This window comes from Microtetraspora fusca, assembly GCF_001570365.1.
GTDB lineage: Bacteria > Actinomycetota > Actinomycetes > Streptosporangiales > Streptosporangiaceae > Microtetraspora > Microtetraspora fusca.
The window spans coordinates 230,736-250,280 of record NZ_BBYK01000047.1 but is presented as its reverse complement, the minus strand read 5'-3'; the positions used below and the strand labels follow the sequence as shown (position 1 = coordinate 250,280).

The following is a 19,545-nucleotide window of genomic DNA, read 5'->3' as shown; positions in this document are numbered from 1 at the left end:
CTGGTCAGCCCGCGCAGGCGACGGGCGAGTCGAAGTGTCCCGGTGAGGTGGGGTACGGCGAGCCGCTGTCATTGGCGGGGATCGCCAGCTCCCGCTGGGCCGACGGGTCGCCCAAGGCACGGCCCGCGCCCGATCCCCAGGCCACCTTGGCCAGGAAGTCGAGCATCGCGGGGGAGTGCTGGCGGACGATGTTGTGCCCGCCGTTGGCCGGGCCGCAGTGGGTGTAGAGGTTGAACGAGCCGTTCCAGTCGATCATCTTGTCGCCGGGGTTCGGCCCGTTGGCGGTCCGGTCGCCCTGCAGCACGTCCCGGCCCGCGCCGCCGTACTGCCAGTCGACGCCCTGGTGGTGCTGGTCGTCGGCCGCCGAGGCGTTGTCCTTGTCCGTCATCCGGAACCACAGGCAGGGGTCGACGACGGTCGTGAGCGTGCCGTCGGGCCTGCGCCCGGGGGCGCACGCGTCGGGGTAGGAGCCGCGCGGGTTGTAGTCGAGCAGGTCGGCCCCCGCGCCGCCGAAGAGGTGATCGACGAACCGGTCCCCGGTGCCCCGGGCGGCCGGGTCGAACGCGCCGCCGCTGAGGCAGTCGGCGGTCGCCGCGTCCAGGACGGGGTCACACCCCTTGCCGCCCCAGATGACGTCGTCGCCGTCGTCGCCGAAGACCTCGTCGCCGCCGCTGTCGCCGTTGATCAGGTCGTCGCCGGCGCCGCCGTGCATGCTGTCGCGTCCCGGTCCGCCGCGCATGCGGTCGTCGCCGCCCGCGGCGAAGCCGTCGTGCGGCATGGCCGCGCTCACCCAGGCGTCGCCGTCCGCGTCGTGCAGCAGGTCGGTACGGCGGTCGTAGGAGCCGAGCGGGAATCCGCGGTAGGTCTCCTTCGGCGGGGCGTTGAGGCTGACCGTGAAGCCGAGCCGCTGCGCGTCCCCGGCGTCGATCCGCTCGTTCACCACGCCGCCGCGGTCGCCGAGCATGGCGTCCTCGCCCTCGCCGCCGTACATCTCGTCGTCGCCCAGCTCGCCGAACATGTCGTCGTCGCCGGGGCCGCCGTAGAGCCGGTCGTCGCCGTCCTGCCCCCACAGGCCGTCGTCGCCCGCGTCGCCGTACAGGCGGTCGTCGCCGAAGGCGCCCTCCGGCTCGCACGTCGGCTGGGCCTCCGTGCAGAACCTGGTGGAGTCGCCGGGCAGCGCCGGGTCGTGCGTACGGCTCCGCGTCGCGTCGGCGGGTACCTGCCCGGCCGGGTAGCGCTCGGTGTAGACGCGCTCGCCGCTCGCCGTGAGCGTGCGGACGAGCGAGCCGTTGTCGCCGAGCAGCATGTCGGCTCCGCCGCCACCCTCGATCGCGTCGCCCCCGTCGGCCGCGCCCGGCCGGGCCGAGCCGCCGATCAGGTCGTCCTGGCCGGGGGTGGTGTCGTCACCCTCCAGCTCCGCGGGCTCGCTCGCGACCCCCTTCCACCCGGGGTCGTCGAGCGGCTTCGACGTGGTCTGGGTGGACTCGGCCGACAGCGGGAGGTCGCCGCGGATCTGGTCCGCGCCGCCGCCGCCCTCGACGTAGTCTCCGTCAGCGCCGCCGGAGATGTAGTCGTCGCCGTCCTGCCCCCACAGCACGTCGACACCCGAGCCGCCGGAGATGCGGTCGTCGCCGGAGCCGCCGCCCAGGAGCGTGACCGCCCGCGGAGTCATCGGCTTGCCGGCCGAACCCAGACGGATCGTCACCCGGGCGGGCTCGCCCGCGAGCGTCACCAGGGCGTTGTCGCCGAGGACGACGTCGTCGCCGGGGCCGCCGAACAGCGCGTCGTCGGCCCCGTCATCGGTGGAGTCGGCCGCGACGTGCGAGCCGCCCACCAGGTCGTCGTCGCCCCGGTCGCCCTCGACCCAGTCCACGCCCGGGCCGCCCTCGACGTAGTCGTCGCCGTCCTGGCCGCGCAGCCGGTCGGGGCCGCCCTGCCCGAAGATCGCGTCGTTCCCGGCGCCGCCGTCGGCGACGTCGGCGCCGGAGCCGCCCGCGAGCAGCTCGACCCGGTGCGTGTGGACCTGGCCGGTCCGTACGGCGACCGGGGTCGCCGCGCCGGACGTGCTCAGGATCGCGTTGTCACCGGCGATCACGTCGGGCCCGTCGCCGCCGAACAGCATGTCGCCGGCGTCCGGGTACGGCCCGGAGCCGCCGCCGACGAGTTCGTCCTCGCCGGCCTCGCCGTACACCCGGTCGGCGCCGTTGCCGCCCTCCAGGTGGTCGTCGCCGTCGTCGCCGTGGACCTCGTCGTCCCCGATTCCGCCGAAGGCGGTGTCGTCGCCGGCTCCGCCGTGGATCACGTCCGGGCCGCCGGCCTTCTCCGGCGTCCCGTCCAGGTCGAACGGCCCGGTGGCGTCGCCGTTGTCGCCGATGAGCCGGTCGTTCCCGGCGTCGCCGTAGAGCGTGTCGCCCCCGTCGGCCTTGCCGGCCGTACGGCTGCCGCCGATGACGAGGTCGTCGCCGGAGCCGCCGAAGGCGGTGTCGTCGCCCGCTTCACCCACGACCGTGTCGTCCTGGGCTCCGCCGTACAGGGTGTCGTCGCCGGGGCCGCCGGTCACCTCGTCGGCGCCGTCGTCGCCGAACGCGATGTCGTCGCCCGAGCCGCCGCTGACCGAGTCGTCGCCCGCGCCGCCGAACAGGACGTCGTCGCCCCGCTCGCCGCAGACCCGGTCCTGTCCGCCGCCGGCCTCGACCCGGTCGGCTCCGCCACCGGCCGAGATGGTCTCCTTGCCCGCGCCGCCGAGGATGAGGTCGCGGCCGTCGCCGTCGCCGTCGTGCTCCTCGCACGGCTCGGCCCGCAGCCGGTCGCCGAAGATCGTCGCGCCGCCGTCGCCGCCCACGATGTGGTCGTCGCCGTCGCCGCCGACCAGCAGCTTGGCCGAGGGCTCGACGCCCGCGGGCAGCGGCAGGTGCCGCACCTTCCTGACCGGTCCGTAGTCGTCGCGGCCCTCGGCCTCGCCGACGTCGGACGGCTCGGCGATGACCCAGTCGTCGCCGGGGCCGCCGAAGATCTCGTCCTTGCCGTACCCTCCGGCGAGGACGTCGTCGCCGCCGCCTCCGAGGATCCGTACGACCTCGCCGGGCCGGGAGCGGCCCGCGACCAGGTCGACGGCCTGGCCGCCGTACACCTTGTCGTCGCCCCCGCCGGTGTCGACGTAGTTCGGCCCCGAGTCGGCCGGTCCGGCGGCGTCCGGCCCGAACTCCTGGCGCGGCCCGGTGTAGATCTCGTCGCCGGCGGAACCGCCGGTGAGAGTGTCCCGGCCCGGCCCGCCGACCAGCAGACTCGGCTGGGCGCGGTAGCGGGGCGACGGGTCGGTGGCGGCCAGCGGGCTGTCGGAGGCGACGCCGATGGTGTCGTCCCCGCCGTTGCCCCACAGCTGGTTGCGGCCGAGCCCGGCGGCGATCCGGTCGTCGCCGTCGTCCGGTCCGTCGGCGGGCGCGCCGGGCAGCCCCTCGGCGTCCCAGTCGGCGACCTCGACCTTGCCGACCTTCCGGGTGGCGGGGGTCAGGCGGCCGTCACCGGCCACCCAGCCGCCCGCGCCGCCCACGGTGATCTGGTCGTCGCCGGGACCGCCGGCCACGATCGCGACCCGCTTGCCCCGCTCGTCGTACTGGTCGGCGCTGGTGATCTGGTCATTGCCGGGGCCGCCGTCCACGATGTTGGTCCCGGAACCGGCCAGGATCACGTCGTCGCCGTCGCCGCCGAACGCCACGACCTTCCGGTCGAACGGGTACGGCGTGCCGGAGTCGTCGGCGTACCCCTGGAAGACGAGCCGCAACGAGCCCTTCGCGCCGCGCCCGTCGGCCAGCACCCGGTCGAGGCCGCCTGTGTGGTGCTCCTCGCGCACGCCGAGCGCGCTGACGACGAAGCCCTCGTCGCCGGGGAGCTGGCTGACCGTCCACTGCTCGGCGTCGTCGCTCGGCTTGGCCGTGCTGCCGCCCCTGGCCCCGCGCATCGGGCCGATGTGCAGCACCAGCGCGCCGCCGCTCTCGGTCGCGAGCTTGGGCGGGTCCTCGTCGCATTTCGGCTTCGCCGAGAAGTCGAGCAGCGTGGCCTGGACGATGGTCCAGTCGAAACGCTTCTTGAAGATCGAGAATCCGATCTCCACCCAGGCCTTCAGATAGACCGTGAGCTTGCCGTCCATGCTGAACAGGCACAGCGGGTTGCGCAGCAGGACGCCGGAGAACTCGTAGAACCTGAACTTGCCGTCGTTGTTCGGGTCGGCCCAGAGCATCGAGACGGTCAGCGCGATGCCGCCGCTCACTCCCGCCCTGACGAGCAGCAGGTCGATCGCCGCCCCGGCCTCCAACCGTCCGTACAGCGTGATCGCGGGCAGGGGCCGGCCCCGCTCGTCGGTGGTCTTCAGGTAGAGGCTGTCGAGGATCTGGAGATCGGCCTCGCCCTGCTCGATCGCCTTGCGGATGCCGTACGTGTCGAAGCCCGCCTTGATCCGCGCCTCGACCCCGGCGGTGCCGGAGATGACCACCATGACGGGCGGCGGCGCGTAGACCGGACCGAAGGACTGGCTGTAGGTGAAGCCGAGACGCAGCGGGCCGGAGTCGTACTCGACCAGCTCCACGTCCCTGCCCATCAGCAGGCTGAAGATCGACCGGCCGGCGTTGTCGAGCACCGGGAAGCTGAAGCCGGCGTTCTTGGAGCGCGTCATCGGCCCCTGCTCGTCGGCAGCGGCCTTGGCCTTGGCGCAGCTCCTCGCTCCCTGGTCGAGCGCGGCCAACAGGTTGTCCGTCTTCGGGGTCACATCCTTGATCAGGGAGTCCGCCACGTCCGGCGAGTTCTCGGTGGTGAGCGCCCGGTCCCCGGCCACGGTGAAGTCCCCGAGGGGGATGTGCAGCTCGCCGCGGCAGTCGGGCAGGGACGAGACCAGCTTGAGGATCTCGGCCGCCCGCTCGATGAACTGGGTCGCCTTGCCGCCGCCCAGCGTGTTGTACTTCTCGGCGATCGTCATCAGGTTGACGTCACCGCCGCCCGCGGCGCGGCTCAGGTCCGACAGCACCGGGATCGGCGCGTAGAGCTGGTCGACCACCGGCCGGACCGGATCGGTGAGCCGTTTGACCTGCGTCACCACCGGGCCGAGGACGGTACGGAAGAAGTCGCCGGCCTCCAGGTTCACGTTCGTGAAGGCGATGGACAGGTTCGCCGGGTCGGGGGCGCCTCCCTTGGCGAGATCCCAGTCGAGGTGGAAGTCGCCGAACAGCCCGGGGAGCATCGGCGAGCCGGGTTTCACGGTGAAGCGCCAGTCGATCGCCGTTTTGGCGTGCAGCGAGGTCTCCACCAGGTCACCGGCGTCGGCGAGCTGCGCCAGCCCGATCCGGCCGACGGGCTTGAGCCCGACGCCGAAGGTGCCCGTGAACAGGTCGGGCGACTGCGGCGTGCGGTTCTTCAGGGTGACGTCCAGGATGGCCAGCCTGGCGTTGATCTCCTCGGGCAGCGAGACGTTCACGCCGATGTCGGCCCGCGGCCGGCTGTCCGGCGTGGCGTCCAGGAAGAAGCCGCTGGTCCGGTCCAGGCCGACGGTCGCCTCGATCCGCCAGCCGACCTGGGCCCGTACGCCCTTGCCGGGGCCCTGGCGCAGCGCGAGGCCGGGGATGCCGATGTCCAGCCGCCGCTCCAGGCTCGCGCAGTCCTCGACACAGCCCTTCGCCGGGTCGACGACGCCCTTGCCGACACTGATCTTGAACGTGATGCCGGTCAGCTCGGCGCCCCTGGCCTCGTCACAGGCCTCCGGTTTGTCGGGCTTGGGAGCCTGCACGCAGGTGATCACCGGTTCCACGCCCAAACCGATCTTGGGAGCCAGCTCGGCGTTGTACCACTCGCGCAGGCTCTTGCCGGTGTCGCTCGGCACCTTGCCCATCGCCGCCTTGACCTCCGCGCGCTTGGCGCCGATGAAGTCGGCGCCCTGCTGGAGGTCGTGGCCGACCAGGGGCAGCCTGCCGTTGTACGCGGCGACGCGCATGCCCGTCTCCAGCGCGGCCAGGTAGCGGTCGATGCCCTCGCCGAGGTTGCTCCAGTCCAGCTCCAGCCCGGCGGGCAGAGTGGAGAAGTCGAAGGAAGGCAGTTCCAGCCGGTCGATGTCACCGGGCAGCTTCGCGGTCAGGTCGAACATCTCGGCGAGCCGGGCCACTCTGGGCAGCCGCAGGACGAGCGAGTGCCTGCCGTCCGCGGTGATCGGATTGCCGGCCAGGTAGGCGGGCAGCACCGCGCACAGCGCCAGGTCGGTCTCGTCGCGCCGGGGGTCGCGGTCGCAGGCGACCGGCTCGCTCGTCTCGTTGAGCGCCAGGTCGAGCCCGGAGAAGAACTCGGCCGCCGGCACCGCTTGCTCCGACTCGCCGCCATACCGGAGGCCCACGCCGTAGTCGAGCCGCGCCTGCAGCGGGTCGTCGCCCGCCTTGCCGATGGAGAGGGGCAGCGGCCCGACGTCGGCCTTGACGACGCCGTCGAGCTGCGCCTTCGCCTCCAGGTCCACGCTGGACCCGGTGTCGATCAGCAGGTCGCGGGAGAGGTCGAAGTCGCGCCGAAGCGCCACCTCGAACGCGAGCCGCACCTGGCCGTCGATCGCCGCGTCGAGGGTGCCGGAACCCGAGGCGGCGACCAGGCTGCGCTCACCGAAGGAGAAGCGCAGCGGCTCCTTCAGCGCCGCCTTCTTGTCGTACGCCAGGGAGAGGCGTAGCCGGCCGCCCCCGTAGCCGATGCGGGCCTGGCCGCCCAGCGCCTTGTTCAGCTCGGCGACCAGCGCCTGGACCGTGTCCGGCGGGGCCGCGGTCAGCCGGTCGATCGCGTCCCTGAGCGGCGAGCGCAGCGCGTACGCGGCACCCGGTTCGGGCGGTGCCTGGCCGAACTTCGCGGTGAACGCCATCGTGTGCTCGCCGCAGACGGCCGAGACGGTCATCAGGCGGGTGCCGATGATCACGCCGCGCCCGATGTGCGCCTGGGTGAACGTGCGCGAGGGGTCGGTGACGAAGCCGTTCTCGCTCCCGCAGGCGCCGTCGCCGTACACGACGCCGGGGCCCGAGCCCATCTCCTCGGCGGCCACCAGGTCGGAGACCGAGCGGCCGAGGAGCGGCAGCTTCGTCGTCATCGCCTTTCCGACCTGCCCGCTGCCCTGGACGTGTTCGAGGTAGGCGGCCAGCGCGCCCAGCGACTTGATCAGCGTGCCGAACAGCGCGCGGGGGTTGTCCGGATCGAACGCGAAGTCCTTGACCTTGCCCAGCCGGTCGAAGCCGTGGAAAGCCAGCTCGTCCGGCTTGCGGATGTCCGGCATCTCCACGTCGCCGGTGACCTTGCCGCCGAAGAAGTCCGCCATCCCCGGCACTCCCAGCGTCAGCGTGGCCTGCGCCTTGGCGTTCACCTGGGACGTCACGACCGCGCCGGGGTCGCTCGCCAGCCGCTCGAACAGCCGCGTCAGCGGGATGTCGCCGACGTCCTTGAGGCCGACCTTCACCAGGTCGCCGCCCCCGGTGGCGGACATGGAGAGGTCTCCGGTGAGCCGTACGCCGAGGTAGCCGACGACGGCGTCGACGTCGACGGAGCTGCGGACCGAGACGTTCGCGCCGAACAGCTCGCGGCCGGTGCGCAGCATGACCCGGTCTGCGGGTCTGGGCAGCTCGGTCACCACGGTCGAGGTGCCGTCCGGGTTGGTGTGCTTGTAGGGACAGGCCTTCCCCTGGCCGTCCGGCCGGGCGGCGCACGCCTGCCCGGTGGCCGCGTCGGCGAGGTCGAGCACGACCGTCGCCGCGGCGTGGTAGCCGCGCATCACGCCGGCCACCGAGGTGGCCGCGTTGGCCTGCGCGAGCCCCGAGCGGGACGCGAAGACGTCGCCGAAGGAGACCTGGCCGATCATCGGGTCGGCGGCGGCGATCCGGTACGGCGTGCCGGCGGCGGGCACCCCTCCGCGCCACCCGTCCTGGGCCACGGTGACGGTGTCGGCGGTGTTGTCCGCCACGACGCCGGTCGACGTGCCCGCGGCGACCACTCGTCCGGCGAACTGGCCGGGCGTCCACTTCTGGCCGGCGTGCTTGAGAGTCGTGGCCGTGTAGGTGACGCCGGCGCCCGACCCGCTGCTGCTCTGCCCGGCGGGGTTGAGCGGCTCGGGCACGGGGTTGACGGTGCGGTCGACGACCAGCGTGAACACGATCTTCTTGGTGGTGTCGTCGTAACCCGCGTCGGCGACCTTGATGATCGCGCCTCCGGGGAGGCCGCGCGCCTTGGCGAGCGCGGCGAACATGTCCTGGATCGAGGTGAAGGTGGGCTGCCCGGTGTTCCGGTCGACGCTGTCGGTGACGAACTTGTCGAGCGCCTCGGAGACGCGGACCGCGTCGGCCAGCGACCCCCGCATGAACGGCAGGTCGACGTCGCCCCGGCCGTCCCAGCGGGCCCGCTGGACCGCGGTGATCGCGTTGGACAGGTGCGCGAGGCCGTCGAGCAGGTCCTTCGGGGTGAGCGACTGGAAGCGGCTGAGCCGGTCCAGGTCGGCCTGGCTCACGCTCACCTGCGGCTCGCCGGCCGCGATGTCCGGCCAGCTCACGTTCACCGTCGCGGTGGCGCCCGCCACCGGCGCGCCGGCGAACGGCTGTGCGGTGACCCCCAGCCCCGCGTTCGCCGACCCCTTCTTCGAGAAGGCGAACAACCCGGCCGCCGCGCCTTTCGCGCCCAGCTCGCGCAGGTCGAGCCGGCCGTCGCCGCTCGGGTCGGAGGACGTGGAGGTGAACGTGGACGTGAAGGACAGCGCCGAGCCGGGCGACAGGTCGACGCCGAGGATGCCGAAGGCGGCCGAGGGCTTGGCCCCCGCGACCAGCCGCCCGTCCGCCTGGAGCGTCAGCGTGGAGTCCGTGCTCAGCCAGACGGCGGTGGTCGCCGGGTCGTAGCCGAAGGACAGCTTCGCGCCGAGCTTCAGCGAGACGTCGACGCCGCCCGACGTGGCCAGCGAGATCTTGGGCTGCGCGCTCTCGACGGAGACCGGCCGGTCGGCGACGTTCCGCGCGACCTCCAGGGTCAGGTCGAGGCGCCTCGTTCCGCCCTCGGTGCTCGCCTTCGTCAGCAGCCGGCCCGCGCGCGGCCCGGTGATCTCGTACTCGTCCTTGAGGTCGTCAAGGCTGGTGAGGTCCTTGAGCCGGTCGTACATCGCGACCCGGAACAGGTCCGCCAGCCCCAGACCGTCCTCGCCTCCGGGGACCAGGCCCACGAGGGGCAGTCGCTCGCCCATCGGGCCGACCCCGGCCAGGTCCTCGCCGAGTCCGGCGAAGCGCTCGACCGCGGAGAGGAACGCGGTGGTCTCCGCGTCCCTCCGCGCGGCCGCTGCGGCGGTTTCCGGCACCCCCGTGACCAGTCCCGCCAGCACCCCGAGAACGCATAACACGCCTATTAATCGCTGTCTTAACACCAAGACCCCCATACCGGACAGCGGACATACAGGGGGTCTGTCTAATCAGGGCCACTTGTGAACGGCTTGGCGACCACTCCAACCGCAGCGTGTGCCCGCTCCGCCGGTCGTTTTCGGGATAATCGGCGCGTCCCGTGTCTCGTGCCGTGACGGCTACCGAGACACGGGCCGAACCTCATTCACGCCGGGGAGCGCGTCAATCGTCCTCGCCGTCGGGGATCATGTACTCGAGCTGCTCGCGGGTCGTGGCGAGCTCGGCCATGACCTCCTCGGAGGCGTCCTGCTCCGCGAGCGACTCAAGCTCGGCGAGCACCGCCCGCATCGCGACCGGGCCCGGCAGCTCCCTCGGGTCGATCGGGTCGCCGCCGTCGCCGGGGGCGTCCTCCCAATGGATCAGCCAGGCCGCCGACCGCAGGCAGCGTACGCGCGGCACCACCTCGCCGAGATCGCCCCACAACTCGGCCGCCCGCCGGTAGGCGGCCAGCGCCTGCGGTGTCTCCTCGGCGTACTCCAGCGCCAGCGCGGCGGACCAGGCCAGCTCCGCGTGCATGCGCGCGTTCTCGGGGTCGTCCTGCACGAGCCGCGCCGCCTCGACGAACTGCTCGGCGGCGTCGCGATGCCGCCCCAGCTCGCGCAGGCACTCGCCGAACTGGGCGCGCGTCATCGCGACCACCGGCGGTGTGTACGGGACCTCGACCTTCGGCATCACCTCCTCGAACAGCGCGGCGGCCTCGGCGTGGCGGCCGAGGGAGTGGTAGGCGCGCGCCGCGGCGAAGGTGTTGTGCAGCGTGTCGGCTTCGGAGATCCCCTGCCAGCGGGCCGCCGCGGAAAGCGCCGCCCCGACCAGGTCGAGCTCGCGCCCGGGTTGCCGGGAGACGGCGTCGACGATCAGCGAGCTCAACTGGGCGGTCTGGTCGGGCGCGAGGAGGGCGCCGCCGTGCTCGATCGCCTGGTTCGCGAGCTCCTCCGCCTCCTTCGGGTCCTCGTCCAGGGTGACCCCGGCAAGCATGTGCAGGGGGTCGACGGCGTGCCAGCTCGCCCCGGCCTCGACATAGCGCGTCGCCGCCGCGACGAGGTGGGCGCGTGCCCCTTCCTGGTCGCCCGACTGGTAGCGGACCCGGGCCAGCATGTCCTCGTAGGCGGCCGCGCGCAGGGTCACGCCGTGCTTCAGCGCGAGGGCGTGCTCGGCCTCCAGGAGGGCGATCACCGCCTCGACCTCGGCCCGTGGCGGGTCGTCCCGTCCGGCGAGGGCCCCCATCGCGATGGCGGGTACGGCCCGGCGCGCGGTCAGGTAGTCGTCCGGCGTGAGCTTCCCGGCGGCGTACGCGTCGTCCGCTTCCGCGCTGACCGTCCGTGCGAGCTCTCCGGCGAGGGCCGGATCTCCCGCGTGGAACCCGGCCAGGGCGGCCCCCGCCCGCGCACGGAGCGCCGCCGCCTGATCGTCCAGGGCGGCGAAACGCCCGGCGACCGCGAGCAGCGCCTCGTGGGCGGCCGCGAGGTCGCCGGCCACCAGCGCCCTGGCCTCGGCATACGCGACCTCCGCGGCCACCTTGTCGGGAAGCGGCTCGCCCGCCACCGCCACCCGCCGCCACGCTCTGTCGGCGTGGGGATGCCAGATCGCGGACAACCGGTGCGCCTCGGCGACCAGCTCGTCGAGGGTCGGCTCCGCGGGCGGCAGGGTGACCGGGACGGACACGGAGGACGGCCGCGGCAGCACCGCCGACGCCCCGAGCGGAAGCCGATCCAGCAGGGGCTCGCGGGCGAGACGCGCGGCGACGCGCTCGCTGAAGACGGTGCTGCCGTTGCGGGCGTCGTAACGGGCGCACACGTCGGCGATCTCCCGTTCCAGCGGGGCGAGAAGCTCGTCGAGGCTCCGCCCGCCGACCGGCAGGTCGCCGTGCCCGAGAGCCGCCAGGCGGCGCAGCAGCACGACCGCGCCGCCCAGGAAGCCGAGCTGCTCGGAGACGTCGCCGTGCGGGCCGCTCAGCCAGGACGCGTGCTCGGTAAGGATCTCCAGGCCGCGCGCCTCGTTGCCCGTCAGCGCGCAGAACTCGATGTGGTACCCCACGGACGAACGCAGGTTCGCGTCGCGGCGGACCATGGGGTACCCCCGCAGGTAGGCGCCGCGCGCGTCGTCGAGGCGTCCGGTACGCACCAGGGGGAGCAGCGCCCTGGCCAGCGCGCGGTGCGGTTCCTCCGCGCAGGACCGCTCGCCGTCGATCAGCGGGGCCCAGTGCTCCAGCGCGCCCGCGTCGTCGCCCATGTCGGCCCGCCACGTCCCCCAGTCGTTGCGCTCGCAGGCGTCGCAGTCGGCCATCTCGTCCCGCGGGGCGCTGATGGACGCCTCCATCGCGGCGGACGCCGCCCTGTGGTCGCCGAGGTCCCCGGCGAGGCACGAGCGCAGGGCGAGGATCGGGCGGGGACTGTATCCGCGCTGCCGGTAGCGGCTCTGCAACTCGTCGAGCCAGCGGTAGGTCGTCTCCAGCGGGACGGTCGGGCTGCTCAGGAGGTTGTAGGTCATCCACTTGAGCTGCCAGTGGATCATGTCGGCCAGCTCGCCGAGCTGGTCCGGGAAGTCGTCGAGGATCCGCAGGAGCCGTCCGAACGCGATCGGCATACGGTCGCGCTCGCCGCCCCACTCCTGCGCCTCGATCAAGGCGAGGAGCACTTCGCCCTCAAGCGCCCGGTCGTCCGTGGCCCTCGCGTCGGCGGCGAGTCGTTCCAGGCGTTCGATCTTGACCTGGCCGCGCGGCAGATCGCTGATCGCGTCCAGGGCGGCCTGGATGTCCGTCACGTTCACTTCGTCTCCTCACCTTCATCGGCCCCGTCGAGCCGTTCGGGTCCGTCGGGCCCGGCCGCGCTGCGTGACGCCCAGCCGAGCAGGTCGTCGAACGCGCGGTTGACCAGCGCCACGTCGGCCGGCCGCAGCGGCCGGTGGGTCATCAGCAGCGCCTGGCCGTACAGCGCCTCGATCGTGGTGACCAGCAGGGCCCGGTCGCGGACCCCCGCCAGCCGCCGGACGACCGGGCTGCGGTGGTTGAGCACGAGCCGCGCGCGGGGCGCCTCGGACTTGAGCGCGCCGAGGATCTCGGCCCACACCCCGTCCGCCTCGGCGGCGGTCTCGGCGCGGGTGCGCTCACCGCGCGTCGCCCGGGACTCCAGATAGAGCGCCGACACCGAGGCCGGGAGGAAGGAGCGCAGGATCACGTCGCAGCCCAGCGGGTCGAGCGCGCCGCGGGCGGCGGCGAGGAACCCGGCCAGGGCCAGCTCGTCCGCCTGGTCGACGGGGTCGAGCGCGGCGGTGACGACCTCGGTGTCGAGCTCCTCCACCACGACGTCGGGGGCGACGGCCGGGAGCAGCGCGAACAGCTCGGCGTCGTACGTGTAACCGCCGTTGAGCACGCCCACGCCCTGGGCCGCGGCGATCGACGCCACCTGGCGGAAGTCGTCGACGGAGGTCGTGAACCGGATTACCGGGTGCCTCCTCGCGAACTCGGCGAGGGTGACCGTGCCGTCGGTGCTCTCGAACTCGAGGTACGGCAACATGATCTTGAACAGGGCCAGGTCGTGTCTGGCCAGCGACTTCACCCCGAGGCTGTGCACGGCGAGGAACGCGGCGAGACGGTGCGGCTCCTGCGCGGCGAGCCCGGTGAGCCAGTCACGCAGCCGGCCGCCCAGCGCCTCGCGGACGGCACCGAGGGTCTCGTCCTCGAAGAGCCCTTCGCGCGAGGCGGTCGGACGCAGCGTGTCGGTGTCGACCAGGCAGCGCGCGAAGAACGCCCAATCCGGTAGGAGGCCGGTGGCGGCGTCCCCGAGCAGCATGCCCTTCAGATAGACGCGATGGCGGCCGCCCGCCGACGGGTTCGCCGGCTGCGGCAGGATGTAGGCGGCGCCGCGGATGCCGGCCAGCTCGATGTCGAGCTCGACGACGTCGAGCGCCCTGAAGCCGAGCACGCGCTCGCCGTACGTCAGGAGGGCCGCCCGGCGCGCGGCGGGAGAGTCGTACGAGCGGTCCCACACGGCGGGGCTGTCCGTGGTCCGCACGGTGCGCCCGCCCCCGTCCACCGTCACCTCATACGGCAGCAGCGAGCCGAAGTCCCGGGCGAGCTCGACGACCAGGTCGGGGGCGAACCAGCGCTCCGCCCCCGGGCGGGGGGTCAGGAACACCGAGGTGCCCGGCGCCTGGCGCTCGTCCGGCCCCAACCGGCGGACGGAGTACGTCCCGTCGGAGGTCGCCGCCCATTCGACCGGCGGAGCCTCGGGGTCCGCGGCCGACCGCGTCACCACCCGGATCCGCTCCGCCACCGTGAAACAGGCGAGCAGACCGATGCCGAACTGGCCGAGGAACTCCCTGCGGGCGCCTTCCAGGTCGTCGCGTTTGGACGAGCGGCCGATCGTCGCGAGGAACCGATGGACGTCCGCCTCGGTCAGGCCGACACCGGGGTCGTCGACGCGCAGCCCCGCCTCGTCCACCGTGATGCGGATCGCGGTCGGCGCCGAGGGGTCGGCCTGCCGTCGCGCCGTGACCGCGTCCACCGCGTTCTGCAGCAGCTCTCTCAGGTAGACCCGGGGGCTGGAGTACAGGTGGTGGGAAAGAAGGTCGACCAGGCCGCGCAAGTCGACCTGGAAAGAGTGCTCGTTTACTGACTTGTCAGCCAACATGCGGGCGATCGTAGCGGCACGCTGCGACAATACGCCGACGCCGACGGAGCCACCGTCTCACCGGGCCGGTCTCCGCCGCCCGAGCCGCCGTCCCACTGGGCCCGGTCTCCGCCGCCCGAGCCGCTGCCCACTCCGGCACCGAGTCGACGTCGCCATAATCGGCAGATGCCGTCACTTATAGAACCCTCGTTGCCGCCGGGCCGGATGGCGTCGCTGGCCCAGCCCGAGATCGCCGTCGGGGGCGTCCTGCTGCGGCCGTGGCGGCGGTCCGACCGCGCCGCCGTCGTCACCGGTTACGCCGACCCCGCGATCCAGCGCTGGCACTGCCGCTCGATGACGGACGACGAGGCCCGCGACTGGATCGACGCCTGGCCGGACCGATGGCGGCAGGAGACCGGCGCAGGATGGGCCGTGGTCGACACGGATGAGGTCGTCGGCCAGATCAGCCTGCGCCGGCTCGACTTCGCGCACGGGCTCGCCGAGGTGTCGTACTGGGTGCTGCCCGCCGCCCGGGGCCGCCGGATCGCCCCGCGCGCCCTCACCGCGCTGACCGCGTGGTCCTTCGCCACGCTCGGACTGCACCGCGTCGAGCTGCACCACTCGACGGCGAACGCGGCCTCCTGCCGGGTGGCGCACCACGCGGGCTTCGCCGCCGAGGGGACCAAGCGCCGCGAGGTACGCCATCTCGACGGCTGGCACGACATGCACATCCACGCCCGCCTCGACACCGACGACCGACCGCGGGAGCCGTAGCCCGGGTCGCGCGAGGTCCGGCGTCCCCGTCCCGTTGACGCGGTACGGACCCGCCCACATCCTTCGGCCGGCGTACGGACGTCAGTCGAAGAGGCGGCCTATCAGGGCGCCCTGGCCGGACTGGAGGATGTGCGCGGTTTCCAGCGGGATCCAGAAGCACTCGAATCGGGTCGGCTCCCGCTCGCCGTCGTGGTCCTCCTGGCTGGTCCACCGCTCGGCCGTGGGCTCGGTCGGCTCCAGGTGGAAGACGTGCCGGTGTTGCACCTCGTACCGGTACGGGCTGATGTCGTACTCGGTCTCGCCGAGCTTGCGTACAACCGAGAAGCCGTGCAGGCCGGTCTCCTCGCGCGCCTCGCGCAGGGCCGCCGCCTCGGTGGTCTCGCCGGGACGGACGCTCCCCGCGGGGACCTGGACGCCGACCTCCTCGTAGCTGTGGTCGACGTGCCGGAACACCAGCAGCCGCCCGTCGCGAACGATGTAGCAGAGGACCTTCTCCCTCGTGACCTTCTCCGGCACGTTAACTCCTGAGTCGTATACGCGATGGGGAACCGTGCACCGGTGGTAGCCGGTCGGCGCGGACGCAACAGCCAACCATGTTCGGAGACGGGGAGCGGGCGGACGAGAGCGGCGTGGCGGCCGGGTGGGCGCCACGCCGCATCGACCAGGGGCGTCAGCCGATGACGCACGTCATGGAGTTGAGCGCGAACGAGGTCGGCTTACCGGTGTTGCCGGTGTGCGTGCCCTGGAAGCCGAAGTCGGTCGAGCCGCCGGGCGGGATGCTCGCGTTGTAGGAGACGTTCCTGGCGGTGACCTGGCCACTGGCCGGGGACACCGTGGCGTTCCGGCGCGGCCACGGAGAGGGCGTTCCCCTTATGGACCGCCGGTCCGGCCGCGGGCGCCGAACACGCCCGCGGCCGGATACGGAACGGACGGAGTCAGCCGGCCCAGCGTGCCCGCGCGGCGGAGTCCTCCAGGCCCCAGTAGGTGAGCAGCGGCTCGACGACCTCGGTGCGGAAGACCTTCAGGTTGCTGATCCCCGTGTCCCAGATGAGCGCCTTGCGCTCCTCGTAGTCGGGCAGCACGGTCACGGGCTCGCGGAAGCCCATCAGCCCCCGGTGCACGACCTCCGCCAGCTCCGGCCGTTGCCGCAGCGCGAGCCGGACCGCGTCCCGGTAGAAGGCCAGGTGGAGCGACTCGTCGGCCTGGACGCGGCGGAGCAGGTCGGCCAGCAGCGGATCGGCGACCACGCGGGCGAGCCGCGCGTAGAAGACCCGCGTCGACAGCTCCTGGATGGACGTGTAGACCATGATCTCGAACGGGTCCACGGCGGGTGCGGGACGACCGGCGCGCAGCATCGTCGTCTTGGCGTCGAGCATCTCCGCGGACGGCACGGCCCGGTCCATCAGGAGATAGATCTCGAACGCCCGGCCGTGCTGGTCCTCCTCGGCCACCCACCGCCGGAAGAAGTCGGCCAGCAGGGGATGCCCGCGTCCGAGGTGGGCGTACAGGTTCTCGGCGTACCACGGGAGGTTCGTCTCGCCGAGGTAGGCCGTCTCCAGCGCCTTGGCGTGGTCGGGGTGGAGCGGCCCCGCGCCCGCGGCCCACGCGGCCCGGACCGACGCGAGGTCCACCGGCCCGTCGCCGAGGCGGCGGACCATCGCGTCGAGCCGGCGATCCTGCATCCGCTCGATCAGGTCGTCGTACGTCCAGGGGGCGCGGGCCCGGTCGTGCCGTTCCAGGAGCCGGGCGAGGTGCTTCTCCAGCGGGTCGAAGTCGATCACGCTCGGACCTGCTTCCTCAGGGTCGCGAAATCGGAGGGCGTCGAGATGGGGAGGCCCGCGATGTCGCCGAAGAGCGAGCAGATGGCGCGGGCCTCCCGGTCGGGGTCCACCCACCGGCGGTGCAACTCCGCCATCGCCTCGGCGGTCTCGGCCTCCTGGTAGTTCTCCGCCGCCGGGTTGGCGTCCGCGAGCCCGCTGTCGGGGTCGCACCACAACTGCCCGACGCGCAGCAGCACCGGCACCGCGGCGTCGGGGTCGGCCGCGGCGAGCTTGCGCGCGTAGTGCACGAAGCCCTGCGCGTGCCGCCCCTCGTCGCCCGCGATCTTCTTGAGCAGCGCGGCCAGCACCGGTTCCTCGCAGGCGGCGGCCATCGCCCCGTACAGCCGGCAGGTACGGACCTCGCCCAGCACGTTGACGGCGAGCGTCGCGATGGCGGGCGGGTCGCCCAGCTCCGGCCGAATCAGCTCGGGCACCATGCCCTCCGGGTCGCGGCCCGCGGCCTCCGCCCACTGCCGCAGCAGCAGGTGGTGGCGGACCTCCTCGGCGAACCAGATCGACAGCCAGGCCGTCAGGTCCGCGTCGTGCCGGAAGATCCGGACCAGGTCGAGGATCGCGGGGATGGAGGAGAACTCGGTGCGGGCCAGCACGACGAGCCCGTCCACCATGTCGCCGTCGATCTTCGAACGGTCGATCTCGCTGAACGGCGGGAGGTCGCGGGTGGGCGACCAGCGGACCCGCTCGTGCTTGTAGAAGAGCTCGTCGAAGTCGAGGACGCCGGTCATCGCGCACCTCCGTCGAACGCGTCGTGGGCGGCCGGTGACAGGCCGGCGAGATAGCCGCGCGGGTCGGTGATCAGCTTGCGGGCGTTCAGGTCGAGCAGGCCGCACACGCTCTCCATCTCGGCCGCGACCGCGCCGTCCTCGAAGAGGAACGCCTGCCGCAGCACGAACGTGCGCCGGTGGGGCTCCCCCCACTCGTACGCGACGGTGACGTGAAGGGTCTGCCCGGCCCGCACCTCGCGGCGGAACCGGATCGCCGACTCCAGCAGGACGGGGCCGACGCCGCCTGCGCGCAGGTCCTCGGGCAGCACCCCGAGCGAGCGCAGGTGGCACCACCGCGCGTGCTCCGCGTACGAGTGGTACACCGCCGAGTTGAGGTGCCCCTGCCCGTCGATGTCGTGGAACCGCACATCGAGCGGGACGGCGTACTCATCCATGTGCTCACCCATGCAGCGCCTCCACGTCGAGCGCGGAGGGGGCGACCGCGGCTCCGCTTATCAGCCCGGGGAAGCCGGTGAGCAGCGCCCGGTCGGGCGGCTCGGGCGCGGACCTCCAGGCCCGCTCGTGCCGCCGGGCCAGTACGGCGAGGCGCGCGTCGCCGCCGCGCAGGTCCTCGGCGGCGTCGGCGGCGAGCAGCCCGGCCGCCAGGATGTGCAGGCACCGCTCGGCCAGCCCGCGCAGCGCGAACTGGCCCTCCTCCGGCGAAAGCCGCTCCCAGTCGGCGAGTTCCCGCGCCCACGCCGCGGCCTTCTCCCGCACAGACGCACCGAGCGGGCCGTCGACCGGGCCGAGCGGCGCGGCCAGCGCCTCCGCCAGCGCCGGCCCGGAGCCGGTACGGCGCAGCGCCCGCGCGAAGTCGAGCAGCATGATGTTGCCGCTGCCCTCCCAGATGGACAGCAGGTGGGCGTCCCTGACCATCCGCGCGTTGGGCCAGTCCTCGATGTAGCCGTTCCCGCCCCGCACCTCCATCGCCTCGTGGCAGGCCCACTGCGCCTGCCGCGCCGTGTGGTACTTGACCAGCGGGGTGAGGGTGCGCAGCAGCACGCCGGCCACCCGGTCGCCGGCGTCCGAACGCTGCAGCAGCCCGGCCGTGTAGAAGGCCAGCCGGGTGGACGTCTCGGCGGCGAGCGTGAGGTCGGCCAGCACCTCGCGCATGAGCGGCTGGTCGGAGAGCCGCCGGCCGAACGCCGCCCGGCCCGTCGCGTGCTCGCGCGCCTCCAGGTAGGCGCGGTGGACGAGGGCCGCGGCGACCACCGCGTTGGCGACCCTGGTCTGGTTGAGCATCTCCGTCATCTGCCGGAAGCCCACCCCCGGGCCGCCGACCAGCTCGGCGTACGCGCCGGTGAACGTCACCTCGCCGGAGGCGAGGCTGCGCGTCCCGAGCTTGTCCTTGAGCCGGTTGATCACGTACCCGTTCCGCGACCCGTCCTCCAGCGTCCGCCGGACCAGGAACAGCCCGAGCCCGTCGGTGCCGGGACCGGCGCCCTGCGGCCGGGCCAGGGTGAGGATGAGGTCCGCCTGGCAGTTGGAGCAGAACCACTTGTCGCCGTACAGCCGCCAGGAGCCGTCGGGGTCGAGACGGGCCTCGGTCTCGTTCACCCCGACGTCGGAGCCGCCGGCCTTCTCGGTGAGGAACATCGCGGCCTGCCAGAGGGTCCCGTCCGTCGCCGTGAGCCGGGACAGGTACTTCTCGGCCAGTTCGGGGGCGTAGAGCCGCAGGACGCGGGCCAGGACGTCCGTCATGGTCAGGCCGGTCACGACGTTGCGGTCGGCGTGGGCGAGGAGAAAGAAGAGCGCCTGCTTCGCCACCTCGGGAGCGCGGCCCGGCCAGCCGAGCACCCCCTCACGATGCGACATGGCGGCGATGCCGAACCGCCGGTAGGCCACGTCGACCACGCCGTCCCAGGCGGGATGGAACTCGACCTCGTCGATCCGCACGCCGCGCTTGTCGTACGGCCGTAATCGCGGGCCGTTCAGGTCGGCGGTCGCGGCGAGCTCGTCGAGCGGGCCGGCGACGAGCTCGCCCATGCCGACGCAGTGCTCGGCCGCCCACCGCGCCGCGTCGCCGTCGAGCCAGCGGTGCAGGATGCGGGGGAGTACGGGGCTGGCGGTGAAGGGGTTCAGCCCGACGGTGTCGGGCATCGAGCGGGGCGGTGGGAGATCGGTCATC

At 73.1% G+C, this 19,545-nt stretch carries 10 protein-coding genes; 1 reads left to right on the top strand and 9 read right to left on the bottom strand.

Features of this window, described 5'->3' with window-relative positions; translation table 11 throughout:
* Window positions 1-4 precede the first annotated feature (4 nt).
* From AWQ68_RS17690 to AWQ68_RS17680, 3 genes are all read right to left on the bottom strand, one after another.
* Entirely contained in the window at window positions 5-9,376 is a 9,372-nt protein-coding gene (locus tag AWQ68_RS17690; protein WP_157545393.1) for a calcium-binding protein, read from the bottom strand.
* A 220-nt stretch (window positions 9,377-9,596) separates the two neighbouring features.
* Entirely contained in the window at window positions 9,597-12,200 is a 2,604-nt protein-coding gene (locus AWQ68_RS17685) for a tetratricopeptide repeat protein (protein ID WP_066941675.1), read from the bottom strand.
* A complete protein-coding gene (locus tag AWQ68_RS17680) occupies window positions 12,197-14,062 on the bottom strand; it encodes an HSP90 family protein (protein WP_066941673.1) in 1,866 nt (621 codons plus the stop codon). The genes AWQ68_RS17685 and AWQ68_RS17680 overlap by 4 nt, the downstream gene beginning before the upstream one ends.
* 165 nt (window positions 14,063-14,227) lie before the next feature.
* Between AWQ68_RS17680 and AWQ68_RS17675 the strand changes: the two genes are divergently transcribed.
* Window positions 14,228-14,815 carry a GNAT family N-acetyltransferase gene (locus AWQ68_RS17675; protein ID WP_066941672.1) on the top strand — a complete coding sequence of 196 codons (588 nt, stop codon included), beginning with the start codon at window positions 14,228-14,230 and terminating at the stop codon, window positions 14,813-14,815.
* Window positions 14,816-14,896: 81 nt separating this feature from the next.
* Here AWQ68_RS17675 and AWQ68_RS17670 read toward each other — a convergent pair whose 3' ends face one another.
* From AWQ68_RS17670 to AWQ68_RS17650, 6 genes are all read right to left on the bottom strand, one after another.
* Window positions 14,897-15,331 carry an NUDIX hydrolase gene (locus tag AWQ68_RS17670; RefSeq protein WP_066941670.1) on the bottom strand — a complete coding sequence of 145 codons (435 nt, stop codon included), beginning with the start codon at window positions 15,329-15,331 and terminating at the stop codon, window positions 14,897-14,899.
* A gap of 154 nt (window positions 15,332-15,485) precedes the next feature.
* Window positions 15,486-15,647 carry a cellulose binding domain-containing protein gene (locus tag AWQ68_RS40930; protein ID WP_245655962.1) on the bottom strand — a complete coding sequence of 54 codons (162 nt, stop codon included), beginning with the start codon at window positions 15,645-15,647 and terminating at the stop codon, window positions 15,486-15,488.
* A gap of 103 nt (window positions 15,648-15,750) precedes the next feature.
* Window positions 15,751-16,596, bottom strand: a complete 846-nt coding sequence (locus AWQ68_RS17665; RefSeq protein WP_066941668.1) for an acyl-ACP desaturase — start codon at window positions 16,594-16,596, stop codon at window positions 15,751-15,753.
* The gene (locus AWQ68_RS17660) at window positions 16,593-17,378 is read right to left on the bottom strand and encodes a ferritin-like domain-containing protein (protein ID WP_066941666.1); all 786 of its coding nucleotides are present in this window, start codon (window positions 17,376-17,378) and stop codon (window positions 16,593-16,595) included. The genes AWQ68_RS17665 and AWQ68_RS17660 overlap by 4 nt, the downstream gene beginning before the upstream one ends.
* Window positions 17,375-17,824 (bottom strand): acyl-CoA thioesterase, encoded by a 450-nt coding sequence (locus AWQ68_RS17655; protein WP_245655961.1) that lies wholly within the window; start codon window positions 17,822-17,824, stop codon window positions 17,375-17,377. The genes AWQ68_RS17660 and AWQ68_RS17655 overlap by 4 nt, the downstream gene beginning before the upstream one ends.
* Window positions 17,817-19,544 carry an acyl-CoA dehydrogenase family protein gene (locus AWQ68_RS17650; protein WP_066941664.1) on the bottom strand — a complete coding sequence of 576 codons (1,728 nt, stop codon included), beginning with the start codon at window positions 19,542-19,544 and terminating at the stop codon, window positions 17,817-17,819. Before AWQ68_RS17650 ends, AWQ68_RS17655 begins: the two co-directional genes overlap by 8 nt.
* Window position 19,545 lies beyond the last annotated feature (1 nt).